Origin of the sequence: Photorhabdus sp. P32, from assembly GCF_038085095.1 — a bacterium.
Taxonomy (GTDB): domain Bacteria; phylum Pseudomonadota; class Gammaproteobacteria; order Enterobacterales; family Enterobacteriaceae; genus Photorhabdus; species Photorhabdus luminescens.
The window spans coordinates 1-23,852 of record NZ_JAZGJN010000232.1 but is presented as its reverse complement, the minus strand read 5'-3'; the positions used below and the strand labels follow the sequence as shown (position 1 = coordinate 23,852).

The 23,852-nt window shown below is 43.1% G+C and carries 17 protein-coding genes and 2 pseudogenes; 11 read left to right on the top strand and 8 right to left on the bottom strand.

Annotated features, from left to right (window positions below):
- Nucleotide 1 precedes the first annotated feature (1 nt).
- The 7 genes and pseudogenes from fecR to V2H77_RS23600 all read left to right on the top strand — a co-directional run.
- On the top strand, nt 2-967 hold the full coding sequence (gene fecR, locus V2H77_RS06785) for a ferric citrate uptake sigma factor regulator FecR (protein WP_341498219.1): 966 nt from the start codon (nt 2-4) through the stop codon (nt 965-967).
- Between the two features lie 85 nt (nt 968-1,052).
- Entirely contained in the window at nt 1,053-3,413 is a 2,361-nt protein-coding gene (fecA, locus tag V2H77_RS06780) for a TonB-dependent Fe(3+) dicitrate receptor FecA (protein ID WP_341498218.1), read from the top strand.
- Between the two features lie 59 nt (nt 3,414-3,472).
- A complete protein-coding gene (locus tag V2H77_RS06775; RefSeq protein ID WP_341498217.1) occupies nt 3,473-4,381 on the top strand; it encodes a Fe(3+) dicitrate ABC transporter substrate-binding protein FecB in 909 nt (302 codons plus the stop codon).
- Nucleotides 4,378-5,376, top strand: coding sequence for an iron-dicitrate ABC transporter permease FecC (gene fecC / locus V2H77_RS06770; RefSeq protein WP_341498216.1), 999 nt, complete (start codon nt 4,378-4,380; stop codon nt 5,374-5,376). Before V2H77_RS06775 ends, fecC begins: the two co-directional genes overlap by 4 nt.
- Entirely contained in the window at nt 5,373-6,329 is a 957-nt protein-coding gene (fecD, locus tag V2H77_RS06765; protein WP_341498215.1) for a Fe(3+) dicitrate ABC transporter permease subunit FecD, read from the top strand. The genes fecC and fecD overlap by 4 nt, the downstream gene beginning before the upstream one ends.
- Complete coding sequence (fecE, locus tag V2H77_RS06760) at nt 6,330-7,097, top strand: Fe(3+) dicitrate ABC transporter ATP-binding protein FecE (RefSeq protein ID WP_341498214.1); 768 nt, start codon at nt 6,330-6,332, stop codon at nt 7,095-7,097.
- 54 nt (nt 7,098-7,151) lie between these two features.
- Nucleotides 7,152-7,259: pseudogene (locus tag V2H77_RS23600) on the top strand (IS982 family transposase); the annotation flags it as partial.
- 17 nt (nt 7,260-7,276) lie between these two features.
- Here the strand turns inward: V2H77_RS23600 and V2H77_RS06755 are convergent.
- From V2H77_RS06755 to V2H77_RS06745, 3 genes are all read right to left on the bottom strand, one after another.
- Nucleotides 7,277-7,672: a DUF1240 domain-containing protein gene (locus V2H77_RS06755; protein ID WP_341498213.1), complete on the bottom strand. Its 396-nt coding sequence runs from the start codon at nt 7,670-7,672 to the stop codon at nt 7,277-7,279.
- Nucleotides 7,669-8,553, bottom strand: coding sequence for a hypothetical protein (locus V2H77_RS06750; RefSeq protein WP_341498212.1), 885 nt, complete (start codon nt 8,551-8,553; stop codon nt 7,669-7,671). Before V2H77_RS06750 ends, V2H77_RS06755 begins: the two co-directional genes overlap by 4 nt.
- Before the next feature lie 161 nt (nt 8,554-8,714).
- Complete coding sequence (locus tag V2H77_RS06745; RefSeq protein WP_341498211.1) at nt 8,715-8,960, bottom strand: hypothetical protein; 246 nt, start codon at nt 8,958-8,960, stop codon at nt 8,715-8,717.
- A 57-nt stretch (nt 8,961-9,017) separates the two neighbouring features.
- Here V2H77_RS06745 and V2H77_RS06740 point away from each other — a divergent pair, with 57 nt between their 5' ends.
- From V2H77_RS06740 to V2H77_RS06730, 3 genes are all read left to right on the top strand, one after another.
- Nucleotides 9,018-12,329 carry a DEAD/DEAH box helicase gene (locus tag V2H77_RS06740; protein ID WP_341498210.1) on the top strand — a complete coding sequence of 1,104 codons (3,312 nt, stop codon included), beginning with the start codon at nt 9,018-9,020 and terminating at the stop codon, nt 12,327-12,329.
- Nucleotides 12,330-12,496: 167 nt separating this feature from the next.
- Nucleotides 12,497-14,599 carry a RecQ family ATP-dependent DNA helicase gene (locus V2H77_RS06735; RefSeq protein ID WP_341498209.1) on the top strand — a complete coding sequence of 701 codons (2,103 nt, stop codon included), beginning with the start codon at nt 12,497-12,499 and terminating at the stop codon, nt 14,597-14,599.
- Nucleotides 14,596-15,948: a DNA-processing protein DprA gene (locus V2H77_RS06730; RefSeq protein WP_341498208.1), complete on the top strand. Its 1,353-nt coding sequence runs from the start codon at nt 14,596-14,598 to the stop codon at nt 15,946-15,948. Before V2H77_RS06735 ends, V2H77_RS06730 begins: the two co-directional genes overlap by 4 nt.
- 630 nt (nt 15,949-16,578) lie before the next feature.
- Here the strand turns inward: V2H77_RS06730 and V2H77_RS06725 are convergent.
- The 5 genes and pseudogenes from V2H77_RS06725 to V2H77_RS06705 form a co-directional block, all read right to left on the bottom strand.
- A complete protein-coding gene (locus V2H77_RS06725; protein WP_341498207.1) occupies nt 16,579-18,624 on the bottom strand; it encodes a hypothetical protein in 2,046 nt (681 codons plus the stop codon).
- Entirely contained in the window at nt 18,621-18,878 is a 258-nt protein-coding gene (locus tag V2H77_RS06720; RefSeq protein WP_341498206.1) for a hypothetical protein, read from the bottom strand. Before V2H77_RS06720 ends, V2H77_RS06725 begins: the two co-directional genes overlap by 4 nt.
- Nucleotides 18,879-19,070: 192 nt before the next feature.
- Nucleotides 19,071-19,973, bottom strand: coding sequence for a hypothetical protein (locus V2H77_RS06715; RefSeq protein ID WP_341498205.1), 903 nt, complete (start codon nt 19,971-19,973; stop codon nt 19,071-19,073).
- A 171-nt stretch (nt 19,974-20,144) separates the two neighbouring features.
- A pseudogene (locus V2H77_RS06710) lies at nt 20,145-21,017 on the bottom strand (tyrosine-type recombinase/integrase).
- 1,096 nt (nt 21,018-22,113) lie between these two features.
- Entirely contained in the window at nt 22,114-23,370 is a 1,257-nt protein-coding gene (locus V2H77_RS06705) for a DNA-methyltransferase (RefSeq protein WP_341498204.1), read from the bottom strand.
- 128 nt (nt 23,371-23,498) lie between these two features.
- On the opposite strand from V2H77_RS06705, the gene V2H77_RS06700 reads away from it, so the two are divergent.
- The gene (locus tag V2H77_RS06700; RefSeq protein ID WP_341498203.1) at nt 23,499-23,741 is read left to right on the top strand and encodes a helix-turn-helix domain-containing protein; all 243 of its coding nucleotides are present in this window, start codon (nt 23,499-23,501) and stop codon (nt 23,739-23,741) included.
- Nucleotides 23,742-23,852: the final 111 nt, after the last annotated feature.

Genomic DNA, 23,852 nt, shown 5'->3' with positions numbered 1-23,852 from the left:
TATGAACACCACGTTAACCCATTCTCGTCGCCAAGCATTAAAATCAGCATCACACTGGTATGCAATACTGAGTAGCGATCAGGTAAGTCCGCAGCAAACTGAAAAATGGCAGCGCTGGTACGAACAGCATCAAGATCATCAGTGGGCGTGGCAGCAAGTGGAAAATCTGCGTAACCAGATGCTTGTAGTGCCAGGTAATGTGGCAAGCCACGCACTCCAAGAAACTCATCTGTCACGACGCAGAGTGATGAAAAGCATACTGTTGCTACTAGGAATTGGCGGGGGCTGGCAACTGTGGTGTTCGGAAGTGGGAGAAGGTCTGCGGGCCGATTACCATACTGCTAAAGGGGATATTCAGCAGCATCGACTGAGCGATGGCACACTTCTTACACTCAATACCGACAGTGCCGCAGATGTCCATTTTGGCCCTCAGCAACGTTTAATACATCTCTGGTACGGCGAAATTGCCATCACTACTGGGCATGATGCCGGAGCAAAGCTGTTTCGTGTACAAACCCGTCATGCACAACTGACTGCGCTAGGCACCGAATTTACGGTTCGTCAGGAAGCCAACACTACGCTACTTAGCGTGCAGCAACATGCCGTAGAGGTGATACTGACCGATGCCGACCAAAAATGTATTGTACGTCAGGGTGAAAGCCTAAGCTTCAGCGCCACCGATTTTGGTGAACTGACCACGGCAACCGCCGAAGACAACACGTGGACGCAGGGGATACTCAGCTTCAGCGATAAGCCACTGAATGAAGTGATAGCAACCCTCGCCCGCTATCGAAGCGGTATATTACGCTGCGACCCGGCCGTCGCCTCGCTACGGTTAAGCGGCACTTTCCCGATGAAAAATACCGATACGATATTAACCGTCATAGAGAAAACACTTCCCGTTAAGATTCAATACATTACTCGTTACTGGGTAAATGTTCTACCCGTAGAAAAATCGTTAACGTAAAAAATAATCATTTTCGATTGTCCTTTTTTGTTTCCTCGTTCGACTTCATAAGTGAATACAGTAATAAAATGATTATGGAGACGTTATGATGCCTTTACGTGCACAGCCATTGCGCGCGCTTCACAAAGCAACACCGCTGATAATGGCGATTCGTTTGAGCCTGTTACCAGTGGCTTGCCTAACCTCAGGGATAACGTATGCTGCGGTAGAGCCAACTAGCGCACACTATGACATTAATGCAGGCGAACTGGATAAAGTTCTTAATCAGTACTCCATCCACGCCGGTATTACCCTTTCAGTAGATGCCAGCTTAACCCACGGCAAACAGAGCAGCGGTCTGCATGGCAATTATTCCATCACCGATGGGCTGAACACCTTGCTGATCGGCACTGATTTGCAGGTGAAAACATTGGGCAATAACACGTTCACACTCGAACCCGCCCCTGTTGCGCAAAAAGACGTACTGACCGTGGTAGGCGACTGGCTAGGTAGTGCGCGTGAAGCTGACGTGTTTGAACATGCAGGCGCACGTGATGTCATCCGCCGGGAAGATTTTGCTAAAACAGGCGCGACTACAATGCGTGAAGTGCTGAACCGCATTCCCGGCGTCAACGCACCGGAAAACAACGGTACCGGCAGCCACGACCTAGCAATGAACTTTGGCATTCGTGGCCTGAACCCACGTCTCGCCAGCCGCTCTACGGTTCTGATGGACGGAGTTCCAGTACCCTTCGCGCCTTATGGACAGCCGCAGCTATCATTAGCGCCAGTATCTCTCGGCAACATGGACGCAATAGATGTGGTACGCGGCGGCGGCGCTGTGCGCTACGGGCCACAAAGCGTAGGTGGTGTGGTGAATTTCGTGACTCGCGCTATCCCGCAAGATTTTGGTATTGAGACCAGTGTGGAAGGACAACTTAGCCCCACATCCTCACAAAATAATCCCAAAGAAACCCATAATCTGATGATTGGCGGTACGGCAGATAACGGTTTCGGCACGGCGCTTCTCTACTCCGGCACACGCGGCAGCGACTGGCGCGAACACAGCGCCACGCACATTGACGATGTGATGCTCAAAAGCCGCTATGCCCCTAATGAAATACATACCTTCAACAGTCTACTGCAATATTACGATGGCAGCGCGGATATGCCCGGCGGCCTTTCACGCACCGATTACGATGCCAATCGCTGGCAATCCACTCGCCCATATGACCGTTTCTGGGGCCGCCGTCAGCTCGCAAGCCTCGGCTATCAGTATCAACCCGATCAGCAGCACAAATTCAATATTCAGGGCTTATACACTCATACCTTGCGCAGCGGTTATCTTGAGCAGGGCAAGCGCATTACCCTGTCCCCGCGCGAATACTGGGTACGCAGCATCGAACCGCGCTATAGCCAGCTCTTCAATTTAGGGCCTTCAGCCCACGAAGTAGGGATTGGCTACCGTTATGTGAATGAATCCAGTCACGAAATGCGTTACTACACCGCCGCCAGCAGCGGCGAATTACCCAGCACGTCGAGCCCTTATGACCGTAATACCCGCTCCGGCACCGAAGCACATGCTTGGTACATTGACGATCGCATTGATATTGGCAACTGGACCATCACGCCTGGAATACGATTCGAACATATCAAATCCTTCCAAAACAACAATGTGAAAGGCACCCGCCAAGAAGTAAGTTACAATGCGCCATTGCCCGCACTCAATGTTCTTTATCACGTCACTGATAGCTGGAATCTTTACGCCAATACGGAAGGTTCGTTCGGTACCGTACAGTACAGCCAAATTGGCAAGGCGGTGAAAAGCGGCAATGTAGAACCTGAAAAGGCGCGAACCTGGGAAGTCGGAACTCGCTACGACGACGGCGCATTAGCTGCGGAAATGGGGCTGTTCCTGATTAACTTCAACAATCAGTACGATTCCAACCAGACTAACGATACTGTTACAGCACGCGGGAAAACCCGACACACTGGGCTGGAAACTCAGGCACGTTACGATCTTTCCGAACTTACGTCCACACTGAAGAATGTTTCGGTTTACGCCAGTTACACCTATGTCAACGCAGAAATTCGTGAAGAAGGCAACACCTACGGGAATCAAGTGCCGTTCTCACCGAAACATAAAGGTACATTTGGCATAGATTACAAACCGGGTAACTGGACCTTCAACCTCAACAGCGCATCCCAATCCAGCCAGTTTGCTGATAACGCTAATACTGTGCAGGAAAGCGCCAATGGAAGCACCGGTCGCATTCCGGGCTTTATGCTGTGGGATACGCGCATGGCGTATGACTTCGGTCCACAAATGGCTAATCTGAGTCTGGCCTTTGGGGTGAAGAACATTTTCGACCACGAGTATTACACCCGCTCCTATGATGATAATAACAAAGGCATCTACGCCGGGCAGCCACGCACGTTCTATATGCAAGGTTCGATAAAGTTCTGATGTTACATTAATCCGTTCGCCGGGCTACTGCCCGGCTTTGCTATTTCTGGAGTTAGGTTATGTCTGCACTGATTCACGTCATGTTTATCGTTTTGCTCTTCTTCACCAACCTGCCCCACGCCATTGCGGTCACGGTACAGGATGAGCAGGGCAGTTTTACCCTCAATACCATTCCCCAGCGCGTGGTCGTGCTGGAATTGTCGTTTGCCGATGCGTTGGCTGCTATCAATATCAGTCCGGTGGGTATTGCCGATGATAACGATCCGCAGCGCATCCTCACGGATGTTCGCCAGCGCATTAAGCCCTGGCAATCAACAGGAACTCGCGCCCAGCCAAGCCTTGAAGCCATCAGCGCGTTGAAGCCTGATCTCATCATTGCAGACAGCCAACGCCACACGGGGATTTATCGGGCACTCAAAGGCATCGCCCCCGTCTTGCTGCTAAAGTCCCGCAGCGAAACCTACGCAGAAAACCTGCAATCTGCCGCGATCATCGGCAAAGTGATGGGAAAAGATGATGAGATGCAAAAACGGCTGGCAGAACACCATAAACGCATGAAAGGCTATGCTAGCCAGTTGCCACAAGGCGTCAGTGTGGTTTTTGGCACCTCGCGCGAACAGCAATTTAACCTGCATTCCAGCGACACCTATACCGGCAGCGTCTTAACCGCATTAGGGCTAAAGGTTCCCACGCCAGTTAATCATGCGGCAATGGCTTCTCTCAGCCTTGAACAGTTACTGGCACTCAATCCTGACTGGCTTATCGTGGCCCACTATCGTCAGGAAAGCATCGTGAAACGCTGGCAGCAAGATACGCTGTGGCAGATGATGACAGCACAGCAAAAGCATCAGATAGCGGCGGTAGACAGCAACACCTGGGCGCGCATGCGCGGGATATTTGCCGCAGAACGCATTGGCAGTGATGCAGTAAAAATCTTCCATCATCAGCCGGTTAATGAAACACCATGAGACGCCGCTATCATCCGGTCTGGCTTTGGGGATTGCCGCTGGTCGCACTGTTTGGTGCGTTCTGGCTAAGCCTGTTTTGCTATTCTGCTATTCCCATTCCTGCCATCAGCGCGCTCAAGGCACTGGTGCCCGATCATACACCGACGCTGTCTGAAGCGCTGGTTATCAATCTGCGGTTACCACGCAGTCTGGTTGCTATTCTGCTCGGCGCAGCACTGGCATTGGCCGGCGCACTACTCCAGACGCTCACTCATAACCCGCTGGCCTCCCCCTCCTTACTGGGCATTAACAGTGGCGCAGCACTGGCAATGGCGCTGGTCAGCGCTTTCAGTCCGGCACAGCTAGCTGGATATTCCATTTCATTGGTGGCGGCCTGCGGCGGTGGAATTAGCTGGATGATAGTGATGGCCGCAAGTGGTAGCTGGCAACAAAAATACGATCGCAACCAGCTAATTCTGGCGGGCATTGCTTTATCCGCCTTATGTATGGCACTGACGCGTATTACGCTACTGCTTGCCGAAGATCATGCTTACGGCATTTTCTACTGGCTGGCAGGTGGTGTCTCCCATGTCCGCTGGCCTGAATTCTGGCAACTGTTCCCTTTCGTAGTGGTCACTGCACCTGTGGTTTTGCTGTTGGCGAAATCGCTTAATTTGCTCAACGCTGGCGATATCAGTGCCCATACACTTGGCGTGAACCTGACGCACCTGCGTATCTTCATCAGTCTGGCGGTGCTGATTCTGGTTGGGGCCTGCGTCAGTGTGGCGGGACCAATCGTGTTTATTGGCCTGCTAATGCCGCATCTGGCGCGTTTCTGGGTTGGCTATGATCTACGCCGCACACTGCCAATGTGCATGTTGCTGGGAGCGGTGTTTATGCTACTTGCGGATTTACTGGCCCGAGCACTGGCCTGGCCAGCAGAACTCCCGGCAGGCGCAGTACTGGCGCTGATTGGCGCTCCTTGCTTTGTCTGGCTAGCAAGGAAGCGAACATGAATCGTCAGGTTATCTTACTTTTAGTCGTGTTGCTGGCAGTTACGCTGGCGCTAGCGCTACGCATGGGCACGCAACCACTTCCCTGGGACGCGTTAATAAGCGGCTGGCAACCCGGTGACAAACACCACTTTGTGCTAACGCAGTACCGTCTACCACGTATTTTACTCGCCATCACTGTAGGCGCTGCACTGGCGCTCTCCGGCGTCTTGGTTCAGGGTATTGTTCGTAATCCACTGGCCTCCCCTGATGTACTGGGGGTAAATCATGCAGCAAGCCTGACGTCGGTAAGCACGCTGATCCTTTTCCCTTCTCTGTCAGTGCAGTGGCTTCCGCTACTCGCTTTTGGCGGCGGAATGGCCGCGCTAATCCTACTGCGAACGATTGCCGGCCCCTCTTCGCCACTGCGCCTTACACTAGTTGGCGTAGCACTTTCAGCTACCTGGACAAGCATCACAGACTACCTAATGCTCTCACGCCCACAAGATATCAACAATGCGCTTTTGTGGCTGACAGGCAGTCTGTGGGGACGCGACTGGCAGTTTGTAGCTATAGCCCTGCCAATATTGATGATATTGATACCGCTCAGCCTGCGCTTTTGTCGCGATTTAGATTTGCTGGCGCTCGGTGATGACAGCGCCAGTACACTGGGCGTTTCGCTGCTACATGTACAATCTTGGGGATTAATGCTGGCAGTAGCGCTTGCTGCAACAGGCGTCGCCGTTTGCGGGCCGATTGGTTTTATTAGCCTCGTGGTACCCCATCTCGTCCGCAGACTTGTGGGAGGACGGCATCGCTGGCTTATACCCGCATCCATGCTTATGGGGGCGCAAGTCCTACTGCTAGCCGATTTGCTGGCAAGGACCATAGCCCCACCGATGGAACTACCTGCTGGCGTACTGACCGCCATCATTGGCGCCCCTTATTTCTTCTGGCTTTTAGTGAGGATACGTTAAATGCAACTGGCTACGGAAAAGTTATCTGCGGGCTACGGGGAGAAACGCATTCTGAATGACCTGTCGCTCACCCTCCCGACTGGGAAAATCACAGCGCTGCTCGGCCCCAACGGCTGTGGGAAATCGACATTACTGAAATGCTTTTCGAGACTATTAACACCATTATCTGGAAAGTTAACGATAGATAGCGAACCTTTAGCACACTTTTCCTCACGCAAGCTCTCCAGACATCTGTCGCTCTTACCACAACACCCACTCACACCAGAGGGGATCGCCGTCCATGAACTGGTTGCATACGGACGCAGCCCCTGGCTTACGTTCTGGGGGCGTTTAACATCTCATGATCGTCATCTTGTACAACAAGCAATGGAAAAAACACAGATTAGCCATCTTGCCGATAAACGCGTTGCCGATCTTTCTGGCGGGCAACGCCAACGCGCTTTTCTGGCGATGGTTCTGGCTCAAGATACGCCGATAGTGCTGCTCGACGAACCCACTACGTATCTTGACATAAACCATCAGGTGGAATTGATGAAGCTGCTGCGTGAGCTGAACAACGAAGGAAAAACCGTCGTGACCGTACTTCATGACCTTAATCAGGCCAGCCGGTATTGTGACCATCTGGTGCTGCTTTCCCAAGGGCAGGTAATTGCCCAAGGCTCACCCGAGGAGGTTATGACACCGAAATTATTACAGCGAGTATTCAGCATTGAAGCTGAAATTCATCCTGAGCCGGTTTCAGGTAAACCAATGTGTGTGGTGTGTTAAGAGGGAATTTAATGTAACTGTTGGCTCTCTTCTCCAGTAAGGTTTAATATGCCCGGCTTTTTGTTAGAGATTGTGTCGAGATTATTTGTTTATATCTTCCAAGCCAAAAAGCCGAGCTTGAATTTACGTGATTCTGAAATTGCTGCTTTTAGGCAAAACTAATGTTATTCACAAAAATTTTACTCACATAATTTAATGTCTTTGACATAAGTTGTAGGCGACATCCATGAAATCTTTTCACACACTAAATAGCCGTCACTTTTTAACTTATAACCAACATAAAAAGAGATAGGAAAGCTAACGATAAATGATGCAATCATCAGCATAGTTAAATATCTGACAATTAGCTTATTAGATCTCGGTAATCGATTAAAAACAAAGAAAAAAACGGAGCCTGATATAGCATAAAATATTAAAGGAAATGAAATAAAATACATAACAATAGTGCCAGAAAATATTATTTTTTCTTTCATTAAAACCAATGAAAAAACACACTCACTTACTAAGTACATTATAGAAGTAACTATTATTAATAATATTATCCCGTATGTGATTTTCACATACTTATTATTCATTTTATTTTACCTAAGCTGTTAAATACATGCTGTAAATTTCCTCCTGGCAACCTTGGTTTTCTTTCCATTTTTTCTTTTATTAACTCTATTAACTTTTTACTTATTCCATATCTTGCATCCAGAATTTCCAGACCAATAGCAACCCCCAATCCAACAAGAAGAACAACTCCAGCAGCGGCAATAATACTACCACCTAAAATAGCTGTAGCAGTCACAAATGAACCCGCAGCCCAAGAAGTAGCCGCAATTATTGCCGTTTTAGCCATATCAACAGTTATATTGCCAATGAAATCGGCTAAGGTATATTCATCTTTAAAAACAGCTTCAATCGTTCGATACATAACAGAAAAGATAATGCAGAATTTAACCCCTTTAACAATACTTGAATTAAGACCTTGCTGTCCTATACCCATCGACAGCATTTTAAGATTGTTAGCACCGTATCGCGTTCCTGTAATAATACGTCTAAGACCTGCATGACCTGATATTTTTATATAACACTTGCCATTTTTATCAAAATATTCCGTTGCTGTGATCCCTATACTTTTAAACTCTCTGACAATCGCGGAAAATCCAAAAAAATCATGTATATTTCCGGCAAAAGATGAAATGGGATCGGTAACATAGAAAACCTTTTCATGGTAATTATTTAATTTTATTTTTGGTCTTGTTGGTGAAAAAGGGTTAATATCGCTTAAAATACTCACAGCCTCCTCTGGAGTGAGAAGTGCAATATATATGGTATTATCACTTAATACCTTTTCTAACCCTACGGCATCAAAGAACTCATGTTGAGGTTTTAACTGATTAATGCCTACATTACCCCTTAAAAAATCCCCCATGTAACCTTCCACACTGGGATCATATTTTTTATATTTCATATACCCTCTTTACTCCAGTTTAATTTTACTTATTTTTAACATCTTCGTTTATATAACAAACAGGGTCAACAAAAATAATTTAATTCCTGCCAGATGATACTCCCTGAAAATCTTTTTACATCTCTCAACTGCGCACACTATACACATTTTTCTGTAGGCTTTTATTTATCTGACTTTGTAAGGGTTAATACCGTGTTCCCTACTGACAAAATCCTCTTAAAACGCGGTGAAGTTTTGATTTCCAGCGAAGCGGGGAGCTGAGTGGATTTACCGTTATCAAAAGGAAAACTTGGCGTTAAAGAGGAAAATGAAGGTGAATATAAGGAAGATGAATAAAGCATAAGGGGTTTTACTACCAGACTGTGACGTATGTCATAACGCTTAAGCCAAACGCCTACAAAACCCATATTGATTGCTGTACTCTTATCATTTAAGGCATTTATTAGATAATTCAAAGAGCTATGATGGCCGAAACTTCCCTTTCGAATGATATTCTCCGTACCTGGCAACGTATAGAGTTCTTCCAACCTTATACTCTTGAAAAAAAAGATAAAAGTTTACTCATCCCGCTTAAAACACTCTATCAGTTGGGAGATAAGGCACTACCCTGGCTTTCGTCAGAACTCCGTCAACAACATGATATTCCCGACAAAAAAGTCTTATACAACTTGTACGTCGGTTTGTTTGATAAAGCTATCGCTAACACGATCAGCCAAGCGGTGTTCGGTCCAGATGAAGGGTATTATGCAGAAGAATTTGAGCAACGACTAGATAAAGAAGGAACAACCTGCTTTGCCAAAATTCCATTAGGCGCAGAAGGAAACCCTGCTCTGGATAAATTTTCAGTGAGTTCTCTTCCCTGGGCTTTAGGGCACCTGCGTGATGAACGTTTTGAACAACTTAATACGAAGATATTTTCAGCCAGTTGCGAGCATCTTAAAAATACCCTCGGCAGCTTTAGCGTTTCTCTGAGGCCAATACGAGAAAATGGCCCCGGTATTTTAAAAGCAAGTGATATTTTAACACTGCTGACAACACATCTGGTGAGTTGGGCGGATTTTGAACCCCAATGGCAATATGCTTTACAAATAGACTGGATGGAGGGAAATGGCGACTGTACAGAAGCATCACAAGAAAATAGCGATGAAATTGAAGAAGAAGTCAGCGCCAATGATAAAACCTTTGCACTCCCTATTTTAAATAGTTTTTTCTTTGAGGACATTGAATACGCTATTACGGCCCTGAAACGAGGAGATAGATGCAAAGCTCTCAGAACGTATCTTTCTCATCATAGTGTTTCAAGGAATCCAGACCTTTATTCACAAGACGGGCTTGCCTCCATTATCAGGCAACTGCATCCAGCGAAGATGCCTCTTGGACGCTGGCCTTCCGACCCCACACATGCCATGTCGCTAATGCAGCAATTTGCTATTAATACGGCGATAGAAGAACTCGCTGACGGTGGACTGCTTTCCGTCAACGGCCCTCCGGGAACTGGAAAAACGACGCTTCTGCGCGATCTAGTAGCACATAACATTGTTGAACGAGCGAAGATACTTACGCGTTATCAAAAAGTCGATGACACACTGGACAATTCCGGTTTTATTGTGAATGAACTCACTGGTTTCGAAATGATCATTGCGTCATCCAACAACGCAGCAGCAGAAAACATATCAAAAGAATTACCGCAAAAGAAATCATTGGCTGAAGAATTCCAATCGCTTGACTATTTAGCGCCAACCGCAAACCAGATAGCTGCCGAAAACCGCCCAAAGCGCGAACATAAAAAAAGTAAAAATAGTCAGGGAAAAGTTAAAACCTATCACCTCTATCGTCCATTGAAGAAAGAGAAACAATGCTGGGGGATCATTTCCGCCGCTCTGGGCAAAAAACCGAACCGGACTAAATTTTCTCAGCGCTTATTTTTTGATGAACATTTTTTACGTGATACCCCAACTGAAGCCTCTCGTCCCGCTGAAGAGAATTTTCTCAGTCTTTGGCGCTGGAAGCATTATCACAACCCTATCTCTTTCGCCACCGCTAAAAAACGCTTCCTCGTATGTCTGGAAAAAACAAAAAAACTTCAACAACAACTAGAAATGTTTGTGCATCTGATAGAAAAACAGCATGACAATTCACTCGACACGTTATCACTAAAGCTGAAGCAAACAGAAGAACTGTACGCAACACAGCTTAACAGGCTGGAACAGGTGAAAACAGAACAGGACGTATTAGGAAAACAGCTCCAACATGCGGAACAGCAACAAAAAATTATCGAAAGTGATGCGCCAGGATGGCTAATGCGTCTGATGAATCGCAAGCGAGTGCATGAGTATAAAGAAACGTTGCGGTGTGCACAACACGAGGTATTAAGACTGATGGGGTTGCAAGCCGAGCAAGCCCAGCATGTTGCGGAGCAACGCAAGTCAGTTAATGACATAACTGAAAAAAAGCGAACCTTACAACAGGATATCGAAAAAATTATTCAACAACGGGAGAATGACTATCGTTCCCTGCAAACTTTGAAGCAGCAGTTTTCCGATATCACATTGCCAGATATCAACCAACCTATCACTGATGCAACATTACAACGAACGGCCTTTTGGCAAAACGCACAGATAAATCGTCAACGTTCCACATTATTTATCACAGCGATGGAACTTCATCAGGCTTGGCTTTATGAAGCACTGGGAGTACCTCGTTTTAAAGACTGCATAATATTTAATCTCGCGGCTTTTTTAGCACAACCTCATTCCAAAATCACGCCTATACGCTGGTGGCAAACGCTGTTTATGTTTGTGCCCGTATTATCCACAACTTTCTCATCTATGGGGCGCATGTTTCATGGAGTGGAAAGCGAAGAATTCGGTTGGTTAATGATCGATGAAGCCGGTCAGGCACCTCCACAACAAGCTGTCGGGGGACTCTGGCGGGCAAAACGAGTATTGGTCGTTGGAGACCCTTTGCAGATTGAACCGGTATTTACGACCCCTCCGCCGTTGGTTGAGCGTCTTTGCCTAGATGCTCTGAATGAAAAGGCCAAAGACTGGAATCCAGGATTACTTTCAGTGCAGCAGGTTGCTGATCGCGTCAATCATTGGGGATGTGAATTAGAAGTAATGAACAACCTGATCTGGTTAGGTATTCCATTGTGGGTACACCGTCGTTGTATTGAACCGATGTTTAGTTTAGCTAATAGGATGACCTACAATGGCCGCATGATTCATGGGCTTGATGCGGACAAGATTCGCTGCCAACCTGTGAACAGCATTCTGGAAAATCATTGGCTGGCATCGGTTGGGGGAACAGGTGAAAAACAATATCGTGACAGCCACGGTAAATATTTGCTCAGGCTATTAGACCAACTGCTTGCTGCTAATGTCTCGCTCCATTCGATTTACGTTATTACACCGTTCAAGGCGGTTAAATCCGCACTTTGTGAGTTACTGGAAAAACGCGATTTGGCTATCTGGCGGCAATCTATGCCATTGATAACCCGAAAAGAGCTTAATGTATGGCAAAAAAACTGTATCGGTACAGTGCATACTTTTCAGGGCAAAGAAAACAATATTGTCATTTTTGTTTTGGGCTGCGACGAAGATAATGATGGCGGCGCAAAATGGGCTGCCAGCAAGCCGAATCTGTTAAACGTTGCGCTGACTCGAGCAAAAAAACACATTTTCATAATTGGCGATCCAGCAGTATGGCATGGCTTGCCTTGGTTTCGTGATGTAGCCAAGGAGTTGCCAGTGAAGACATATCATCATTTACAATAACTCCAAAGTGGAATTATCAAAAAACGAGTAACGAAATGAGTAAACAGTCCCTATGCCGTCAGGCAACACTGCCTCACAAAGTGCATTATTCGGAACATGAATCTGAAAGTGATTAGGGTTATCTAAACTAATGAATAGCGAGCTAATTATATAAACAAGGAGTAATAATGAATCGAGCTCAGGCCCAACAACTGCTACAAACTGCACTGGCCGATCCAAATGCTGAGTTTCGCGATGGTCAGTGGGAAGCTATTGATGCTTTGGTTAACCAACGGCAGAAACTGTTGGTAGTACAGCGTACTGGCTGGGGTAAAAGTTCAGTTTACTTTATCAGCACCAAAATCTTCCGTGATCGCGGCATGGGGCCGACGATTATTGTTTCTCCTTTGCTGGCCCTAATGCGTAACCAAATTGAGTCCGCCCAGCGCCTGCACATCGTAGCCGAGACCATGAATTCCACCAATACAGCGAATTGGCAGGCAATGACACAAAGAATTATAAATAATCAAATAGATTGTCTGCTGATTTCTCCTGAGCGGCTCGCCAACGATAACTTCATTGAAACCGTGCTTCATCCTATTGCTGACCGTATTGCTTTGATGGTGATCGACGAAGCCCACTGTATTTCCGACTGGGGTCATGACTTCCGCCCGGACTATCGGCGTATAGTAAATATTCTGCGCCAATTGCCGCCTAATACACCGGTATTAGGCACAACTGCGACTGCCAATAACCGCGTGGTGGCTGATATCCAAACACAACTGGGTAATATCCAGATCCAGCGTGGTCCACTGATCCGTGAAAGCCTCTCGCTACAAACCATAGCGCTGCCCGATCAATCCTCCCGCTTAGCTTGGTTGGCGCAAGTGATTCCCACCTTACATGGTACTGGCATTGTGTACACCTTAACGGTGCGTGATGCCGAACAGGTAGCAAATTGGTTGAGCGCCAATGGCATCAACGCCAGAGCCTACCATAGCAGTATTGAGGCTGAGGGTTTTGAAAACAGTAACGATTACCGACAGCATCTTGAAGAGTTATTGCTAACCAATCAACTTAAGGTGCTGGTGGCAACTACTGCATTGGGTATGGGGTACGACAAGCCGGACTTAAGCTTTGTGATTCACTATCAAGCACCGGGCTCCATCGTGGCTTACTACCAGCAGGTCGGCCGCGCAGGGCGTGGTATCGACAATGCTATTGGCGTGTTGATATCTGGCGCAGAAGATCAAGATATTCATGAGTTTTTCAGGAATTCGGCCTTCCCCTCAGAAATTCAGGTAAACGAAATTTTGCAAGTACTCGCTAATAGTGATGGTTTATCGCTTCGTAGCATTGAAGAACAAACCAACCTACGCTATGGACAGATTGAAAAGGTATTAAAACTACTAAGTGTAGAAAACCCCGCTCCTGTGATTAAAGTCGGAAACTTATGGCGCAGAATACCTGTGCCTTATGCTATGGATCGCACCCGTATCGCTCACCTTACCAGCCAGCGTCAACAAGAATGGGCTGAAGTGCAAACCTATCTGTCAGATACCGGGTGTAAGATGACCTTCTTGCGCCGAGTGCTAGATGATTACGACCCTACACCTTGTGGCAAATGCTCGTCATGCATCGGCCAGCCTGTTGTCAATCAGACTTTTGACCCAGTGTCAGTTCATCAGGCAAGCACTTTTCTTAAACATGCCGAAATGGTTATCCAGCCAAGAAAACAGGTAGCAACCTCTAATCGAGCCTTTCCTACATATTGTTTTCCACGGCAGCTAGGTTGCTTAGTTGCTCAGCCAGGTAGGGTTCTCTCTCGATGGGGAGATGCTGGTTGGGGGAAAACTGTTATTGAAAATAAACATTCGGGTTACTTTTCTGATGAACTAGTTGATGCTATGGCTGAAATGATCTCACAACGTTGGCAGCCTCATCCTAGTCCAACTTGGGTGTGTTGTGTACCTTCCTTAAGACACCCGAATTTAGTCCCTGCATTTGCACGTCGGCTAGCACAAAGGATGAACCTGACATTTGTTGATGCGGTAGCAAAAGTTCAAGATAACCAGCCCCAAAAGGAACAGCAAAATAGTTTTCATCAATGCCATAACCTTGACGGTGTTTTTGAGATAACACAAATTGTACGTAATCAACCAGTACTCCTTATCGACGACATCGTTGACTCTGGTTGGACTCTTACTGTTATTGCAGCTTTGTTACAGCAAGCGGGTAGTGGTATTGTATATCCCGCAGCACTTGCCTCTTCTTCGGTGAAAGACTCATGAATTTATCGCCAACAGCACAAGCCACATTATTGCTCACTAGTTATTTTTCCAAGACGAGCAGTGATGATGCCAAACCCCTCACTAATGCTGAATGGGGTAGGTTTGCGTTATGGCTGAAAGAAAAATCCACAACACCAGCAGACTTATTGGTATCTGAACCTAAGTCAATACTAAGCAACTGGCAAGATTCCCGCATCAGCACAGAACGAATTATACAGTTACTGAATCGTGGCCACAGCCTAGCGTTGGCCGTTGAAAAATGGCATCGAGCAGGTCTTTGGGTAGTTACCCGCTCTGACCCTGAATATCCCAAGCGCTTAAAACAACAATTGAAAACCGACTCGCCGCCTGTGTTATTTGGTTGCGGTAATAAAGCTTTGCTGAATGCTGGTGGTTTAGCGGTTATTGGCTCACGTGAAGCCAACGATGCGGACTTGTCTTATACCGAGCTGGTTGGTTCAAGAGCGGCATCAGAGGGCATTGCGATTGTATCCGGTGGCGCCCGTGGTGTGGATGAGACGGCTATGGTGGGGGCAATGCTCAGTGGCGGCCCTGTTATTGGGGTACTGGCAGATAGCCTACTGAAAGCCGCTACCAGCGCAAAATGGCGCAAAGGTTTGATGAATGGCAGCGTAATGCTGATTTCACCCTTTTACCCAGAGGCTGGCTTCAACACTGGAAACGCTATGGCCCGAAACAAATATATCTATTGCTTGGCAGACAGCTCGCTGGTAATTCACTCGGGAAAAAAAGGCGGCACACTAAGCGGGGCAGAAGAAAACCTGAAAAAGTGTTGGGTGCCATTATGGGTAAAACCAACGAATGACAGTAGCGCGGCAAATACTGATTTAGTTGCGAAGGGGGGATATTGGTGTGAAGCAGATGTCCACAACCTTAAGGTTTCCGATTTATTCTCCGCAAAAAACTCTACTGCTTCGCAAAAAGAAGCTGAACAGGTTGATCTATTTTCCATGCCAGCACAGTCAGAATTATTTGCGAAACCTGCATCGGAATTTGATCTAGAGGTAGCGGAAAATCGAATAGTTGCTGCTCATTCAATCGAGCAAGATGAAATCCAAGGTTCAATCGATCACGAAGCAGAAGCAGAAGCAGAAGCAGAAGCAGAACAGACCATAATGCAAGCTGTGGATTTTTATCAATTGTTTATTACTGAGCTCCAGCGATTGGCAGTAAGCCCAATTACACTTGATACCCTTATCGAGAACACTGGTCTGAATAAATCTCAATTGAAAGAATGGTTGAATCGAGCGATTGATGAGGGACAAGTGAACAAGCTCAGCCGTCCTGTTCGCTATCAAATGGAAAAGAAAAATCAAAAAGTTGTTTAAATGATTGTTGTTGTGACTATAACAAAAGAAACCAATTTTCAAGAGATAACGGCTGTTTACTTGCTGAATAGATTACAGTTAGATGAATCTGCTATGAGCATGTATGAACGGTTGGGCAAGGAATGTGATTCACGTCAGGTTTAAGGTGTATTAGTCGCGATTAGATCTGAGCTAGTACACACTCCGTGAGGCTGAACTGGTCGGACAGGAGCCAGGAGCCCGTGTAAAAATCTCCGAAAATCCCGCCATTTTTCCTGAAAAAAGCCATGCATGCATAAAGGTGCATGGCTTTGCATGCGTTTTCCTGCTTCATAAACCCTTGCTCGCGCCAATCACGGTGCGGCCTGAACCTGTCCATGCAGCTGTATTAAAACCGCACCATGAAGCGGATAGGCTAGGTGGGGAAAGCACAGAGCGCCAGCGGTGGTGACGCAATAAAAAAATAAGCGCCCTATGGCACTGTTTGTTGTGTTTCGTGTCTGCCGACATGTGTCGTGGCGTATGCAGAACGCCTGATGCTGCAAGAATATGATAAACACCGCCCAATCGCGGCGCTTAACGACTTATTTAGAGGTTACCGGGACTATATTTTTTAACCGGACTACTAACCCTACAAATTACATTGGCATATCATTCTGCCTTATTTAACTTACGTATAATGCTACTATCAAAATGCAACATATTAGCCACCAAACCATTCAACATATTAATTAAATCTTCATATTTTTCACTAGTCCCAATGATTATTTGCTTCCCTTTAATGTGTGACTTTGATGCTTTTTTCATAAACGTTTTAAAACTTACATCCTTAGTCTCTTGTTGGCGCGGCTCATCCATTATCAGCAACCCCAAGTGATTTGTTGATATATTCTCTGCAACCACGTCCAGCATAAGCAATGAGTATAAATAAGACCATATTACTCTAATATTATCACTTGCAGACGCTTCGGAACCAATATCAACATCATCCAATGTAGGCTTATAACTATTAGTAGATAAATCAAAATCATTAATTGGCGTGCTTCTATAACCAAAATCCTTAAGATTAGACTTAAACGAATCCTTTAATGTCTTAATTTTAAACCTATCTTTATAACTAAACCCATCATAGGGAAGGTTATTCAATTTTGCATTATTGCTCCCCCAATCAACCAGCACAGCATTGAGGGTGTCTTTTTTGTCATTTTCAAACTGAGTAAGAGTAACTAAATTATCAATATCTTTCTCTAAACCCACTTCCTTTCTAATTAACTCTCTAATCTCAGCATCAACAGGAGATAAAAGACTACGCTGCAACGCCTTAATCTCTGAACGCAACGCCTTAACCTTACCATTTGCAAGATTAACAGCAATCTCTTTTCTTTCATATTTCAATCGTTCACTTTTCACCAAGCTTTCGAATACCGTCTGAGTTTTTTCTAAATACTTAATATTATCATCTATTGTAAGAGTCTTCCTTTCCAGTACAGTTGGTAACAATGTATTTTTAATTGACTGATCGCAGGTTGGGCAAGTATCTTCAATAAATTTGAATTTTTCTTGTGAACCTAATTGTTGTAATTTCTCAATATCCTTATATTTTCTTAAACTTTCTTTAGTATCCGTTAGGCTTTTATTGATTGAGCGAATGTACTCCTGATTCATTTCCAAATCAGCGATCAATGTTGCAAGAGCATTTTCATGATTAATTAGAGTTGTTTTTAATTGCTCTAATGCTAAATCAACCCCAGAATTATCATCGACAGAGCTATCTCTCAACTTCGCTCTCAGTTCATTTAATTGCGCTTCCAAAAGAGCAATTTTGAGAGGTAAAGAAACTTCATTGTTATCATCATCAAAAGTATATAAATCGCTATCTTGATAAATGTGAGACTTAGCAGTAATTTTATCAGGTATTCTGGCTGATACAAAAAATCCATAAACTTTTGCATTAGATTCTAACTCAGCGAGAGTATTTCCCCATTTAGCCTCTAAGTTCTTCTTATCATCCAAACACACTTCTCTTTTTCTTCTTATTTCTCTAACATCCAAATCGAGAGTGTATTCTATGATATTTTGAGATAAATCCTTTATCCCAAGATATGTTGGAATAACATTAAGGATTCCTCCCCACCCTCGAGTTTGCTCTACATAATTAACAGAAAATATTGACTCAAGATATAATTGACATTTACTTCCATCATATTTAATAACCTGAGGTTGATTGATACCAAGAAAATCGCTTAGATAATGATGAAAACCTCTTTCTCGTTTCGCGGAACCAGGATCCTTTAAAAAATAATCGGTAAAATTACTAGAATTTATCGTATCAAATGCCCCATTAAACACAGAGACTACCTTTGAAGCTTCAACATCGCTTTTTCTAAGTAATGTTATAGTGTCTCCAGCTTCATTTGATATTTGGAGATAAATTTTAGATTCTTTGACTGGAATTTCGACGTCATTGTCGTTTCTAAGCTTTGTTGTAAGCACCGATTTTAAAGGATTATTTCTAGATGGCCCTAATGCGCCTTCCAGGCCAAGGGCGAAAATTATGGATTGGATACATGTAGACTTGCCAAAGGAGTTCTCTGCACTAATTATATTTAAACCAAGCTTAAAATTAAGCTCTATACCGTACATCCCGTCAGTTGTATCCGTTCTGATTATTAATCTGTCAATTCTAAGTTTACTCATATTATTCCCTTATATAACAAATGATCTATTTTCTTATCTGAAAACTCTAATTTATTAAAGTTCTCAACAAAGCTTTTTTCTAAAATAAACATGGTATCATCTTTATATATTTTCTTTGAAAAAAGATCGCCTTTATTAGTAAGGGTAATACTCTTAGCCGTATCTAGTTCTAAAATCCCTTCAGCTATACCGAGAGATATAGCTCTATCCAAAAGAGGATCAAAGCGTATATTAATATCCCCCCTTTCACTCAAATACCTTCCCCTTTTTTCCGCTAGAGTACAGAACTTGTATTTTCTTCATGCTCGCCGTTGAACCTCGGCACAATTTACTAAGAATTAATACAAGTAATGAAATCCTCCAAATTGGCCTTAGCTCAGGTTCTACAGGTGCCCCCACTGAACTAAAAGTCATTTTCTCTGGAACTTCTTGTAATATATCCATTATTAAAAATCCAAATTACAACGCATTAGCCAATCTCCAACAACACCCGTGGATATACATTTTAAATTATCTCGGTGCAAGCAACTGGTTTCTGCAAGCTTATTATTTAAAATATCTACTTGTTGGATCGGGGTCATAACCTCTGAATCAAAAAAAGCAAGAGAAAGATCTTGCTCTCGATCTAACACTCCATTTGCAATCTTTTCATAAAGAGCAGGATAGTTATCCTTAAGGTCACTCATAACGTTTTTATACATAACTATATTTTTCAACAAATGAGTCGTTGCAGACTGTACTTGATCATCATCATCCCTTAACTTCCTTAGTTTCCGTGATATATTATCGACAAACTCACTACCATTATCTCTGATTTTTTCTACTTCTGACATATCGACATTAGGGACTTCGACTTTTAACAATCTCATTCCTCTATTTATCAATTCACTTTCTTCCCTTTTAAAAGTATCCCGATCCCATATTAATACTTTAAAATTGTCATTATCAACATAAGGTAGTTGTGCCGCTATTACTTCGCTTTCTTTGTTAGAAGCATGAATTACTAAATGTTTGGACACATGCCTTGGAACAACTAATACCCAACGCTTAATCTTAGTGTTCTGTAAAATTTGTTTTAAATAACCACTTTTATCAGAAATAAACTTGGCCACATCAGCAGTCATTTTATCTCTCTGTTTTTCATAGAGCTTATCCATTGGGCATGCCTCATCAGGGCAATAAGATTGAAATACATAACCTTCAGTACAATACCCTTCAATACCAGCATCCCCATTATGAAAATCAGGAATAGGGATATAATTTTCTTCACCATATTTGATTCTAAGCAAGTCATTTATATGCCCTTCCCATTCCTTACTTTCCCAAACTTTATTTTTTGATATTTCCATAGTATCGCCAGTTATTATGCATAAGGTATTAAAAGTAACTCAGGTTACCAAAGAACAACCCTTAACACACCTCATATGAAAAATCAAGATAGTTAGTATACTTATTCTAAATGAGCCACAAACAATTGCATTTGTAATGCATTCTTATAAGCTTTTTTATTACTAAATGCATTAATGTGAAATATTCATCCTTATTGTACGAGCAAAATCATAGGGCACGATGCTTGTTTCTTTTATTTGCATCGAGATAATCAGCCCACAACTGAACAACCATCCTGCACTCATCTAAATGTTCGAATATAAGCCACGTGAACATTATTCAGCTCAGAGTGGCTTAACTGCCGTTCCATAGCGTCATCACTCCATAGGCCTGACTCGCCTAAAGCACCACGCTCCATCGTTCTAAAACCATCGCAACGCAATACGCATCATCATGTAGCCATGATACGCAACCAGACGAGCAAGGAACTCAGGGAAACTGCTGAAAGGTAACGCCGGGTAGTGTCGCGTTTTAGTTGATGTCAGCACTCCGGCCATACCACTGGCAAGATTGGAATCAATGTAATCATTCTAGACTACATAGCGCATAATCGCCGTGACGCGCTGTTGCAAACGCTGCGCAACGTCATACTTACCGCTGGCATCAACCAATTTAATCGGAGCTAATAGATTACTGGTTTTGAGCTTGCGAATATCTGCCAATCCAATATACGAGAAAATATACAGAGCTTAAGATAGCGAAACCCGCACAAGCTGTAATTCGCTCCAGCGCTTATTGCTGGCGTAACACTCACGAGCCGATAGTTTCAAAGGTATATGCCACACCATTTCGGCCTGTGCTTCCTTCTGTTCGGCTTTTTGATCAATCCCCTGTCCCAGTAGCTTTTTTACTTCATCATGTTTGGATAAAACCTCAGCAAATGTCACGTTGCTCAGACAACCAAAAACAAGGAGTTTTTCTTTCTATTTCCGAGTCGTCTGTACTCCATACTCCAATATTTGGAGCTTAACCGTGACCTCAAGATACAACCCACCACCAATCATTTTGTAGATTTTCTTTTTGAGCTTGGCAACTCCGATCTAGCGGACGTTTAGTTTCACTTTGAGGACACATTTAAAATCGAAGTGTAGGTGTCCCTAATTATGCCCTTTGCTACATATTGATTGCAACGGACTACAGTAAACATCAGGATAACGAAATATCTTGATTTAGTGGGGTTTTCAGGGAAATTTTAGACTTGAATAAACATTGATAAACTTGCTAATGGTACGAAGGCCGGACTCGAACATCGCAATTATCCCATTGTTAACTAACAATAAATATAATGTAAATTTGTTGATATACCATGATTGATACCATCAGCCCCGATAGGTGATTATCGAACATGAAGAAAACATGGGAATCAACCATGCCAGAGATTAAGAAATAAACACAATAATGGCAATACTTATCTTAAACACGCAGGTACTCATAATCATGGCAATTAATAAAAAAACATTTAAAAACAGGATATTACCATACCTTACAGAGAGAAGTTTTATCAACTCGACTACTGCTAAAACCTTAACTTCACAGGAAAATAATGATAAAGTATTAACAAGTTCAAGCTAATTATTCCACAACGGTGGCAAGTAAATATGGACACTCTATTAAAAATATTCGATAAATTTAGCACTAGGCCCCTCTACTTTATATTTTTAGGATTAACTGCTTGTGAATTTTTTTAAGAAAATACGGTACTAAAAAATCCTTCCGTAGAAAATATAACATATTTATTAGCTGCAATGATAATAGCGGCGCTTCTAACTTGGGGATATGAATGGCTAATTTTCAGATTTAATGTGAACTTAGAGCCTCATGATCAAGGAGATATAGGACCTACAATAGGGACGGCTGCATTAGCAGTATATTTGGTGTATGTTTTCCATTTCCTTAGTGAACATCCTGAAGCACTGAGTCTAAAATTACTGACGAATCCGGGATTTATTTACAGCACAAGCCTATTATTATTCTCTCTGGAATCTATGAAATTGAGAAGGTTACGACAAAAATAATTAATATAAAAATATGATCCTTCTTTCAATTAAATTCAAAGGGACTGTATACCTTACAGTCCCTATCACTAAAGCTCTTCAAAAATTAATTATCTTCATCTTGAAGAAAAAACAACCGCTCATTGTCATCTCTTCTTTCCTTATTACTACCCCTGACGCTTTCTACAGTCCAAAGCCCCCGTTTCTCTCTTTCTCTTTTTATAGTAGATGGGAACAAGGAGTTAAGCTTTCCACGTACTTCAATTAAATGCTCTTTATCTTCTGAGATATTATCAAATCGCTCTTTGATTATTTCACAGTTATCAATTTCGGAACCGATCCATTTACGATTTTTAATCTCAGCTATAACATAGGTTGTACCTGAACCACCAAACGGGTCAAAAATAAGATCCCCTTCCTTTGTTGCCATCTCTATAACCCTGTCTAAAACCTTTATACTTAACTCATTAGCCCCATTTCTTTTCTTATATTTTTTATGTCTAACAGGAGGAATGTCATACCACACGTCAGTAAGATTAATGCCAAAAGGGTTCATTTTACTTTTGTATCCACCATAATCTTTAAGATCACCAAAACATTTTGGACAAGTTTGTGCTGCTAATCTATCTGGCTCAAATGTATTAGCTTTTTCCCCTTTGATAAAATATAAGAGAGAATAATGAGAAGGATACAGACGACCTTGGATAGGCATGTTATTCTTCATATCTACCGCTATCCAGTGCTTAAAATTAAGCCTACCATGCAAAAAGTTCGCTATTTTACTATTCCATACTGGTAAATTCCATAAAAACAATGCACCTCCTGGTTTTAAAGTACGAATACATTCATTTAACCATTGATGTGTCCACTTGATATATTCCTCTTCTTTTAAATTATCGTTCATTTTTGAAGGATATAATTTATCAAGATTAAATGGAGGATCAGAAAATATCATATCAATCGAATCAGATTGAATTTTCTTAGTGACATTTAAACAATCACCATTATATAATTTTCCATTATTGGTTTGTAAAACCACCTCAATATCCGATTCATTACTACTAAAATCTAAATTATTCTTTTCCGAAGTTCTAATCTTATCATAGATGAAAGATGCATTTTCCTGGATTATTTCTAAGGTATGCATATCCATATGACCCATCATCAATTGCAAATAGATAGGTGATAAATTGAATACATCACAAAGGATCGTCAGATCCTTACCACTCGGCATAATGTTTCTTTGATTATAATACTTGAGTCTATCAATCGGAATTTTTGTACGTTTGCTTATCTCGTTATAAGTCTTAGTTGAAATATCAACTATCCCTAAAGCTTTAAGAAATTGATCCGAATAACTCATTTAATGTAACCACACTTTTCAATATTCACTTAAACATAGCATCTCATAGTCGTGATAATCTGTCACTCCCCAACTAACCATTGCCTGTTAACATCTTACCCAAAATCACTTAAAGAGTTGATAGGTGGATGAAAATAAAAAGAAAATCTTTCGCATCTATAATTGGTAGTAGATTGCTCGTTGCAAGGGTACAGAAGGGTCTCAGTCAAAACGATCTCCAAAATGCTACTGGCATTGATAGGGCAACCTTATCACGAATTGAGAATGGTAGACAACACATCTCCTTATATCAACTCCTTCAAATATTAACAATTTTAAATATGCCAATAGAAGAATTTCTTAAAGATATAGAGGTAGATAATGATAACTGAAATCGAATTAGATGATGGTTTTTTACCTACAAGGATTTCCGAAACAGTTAAGAATAATGTAATCCGCTCTTTAAATGGAATAAAAACAATTGATAATAAATTTATTATCAA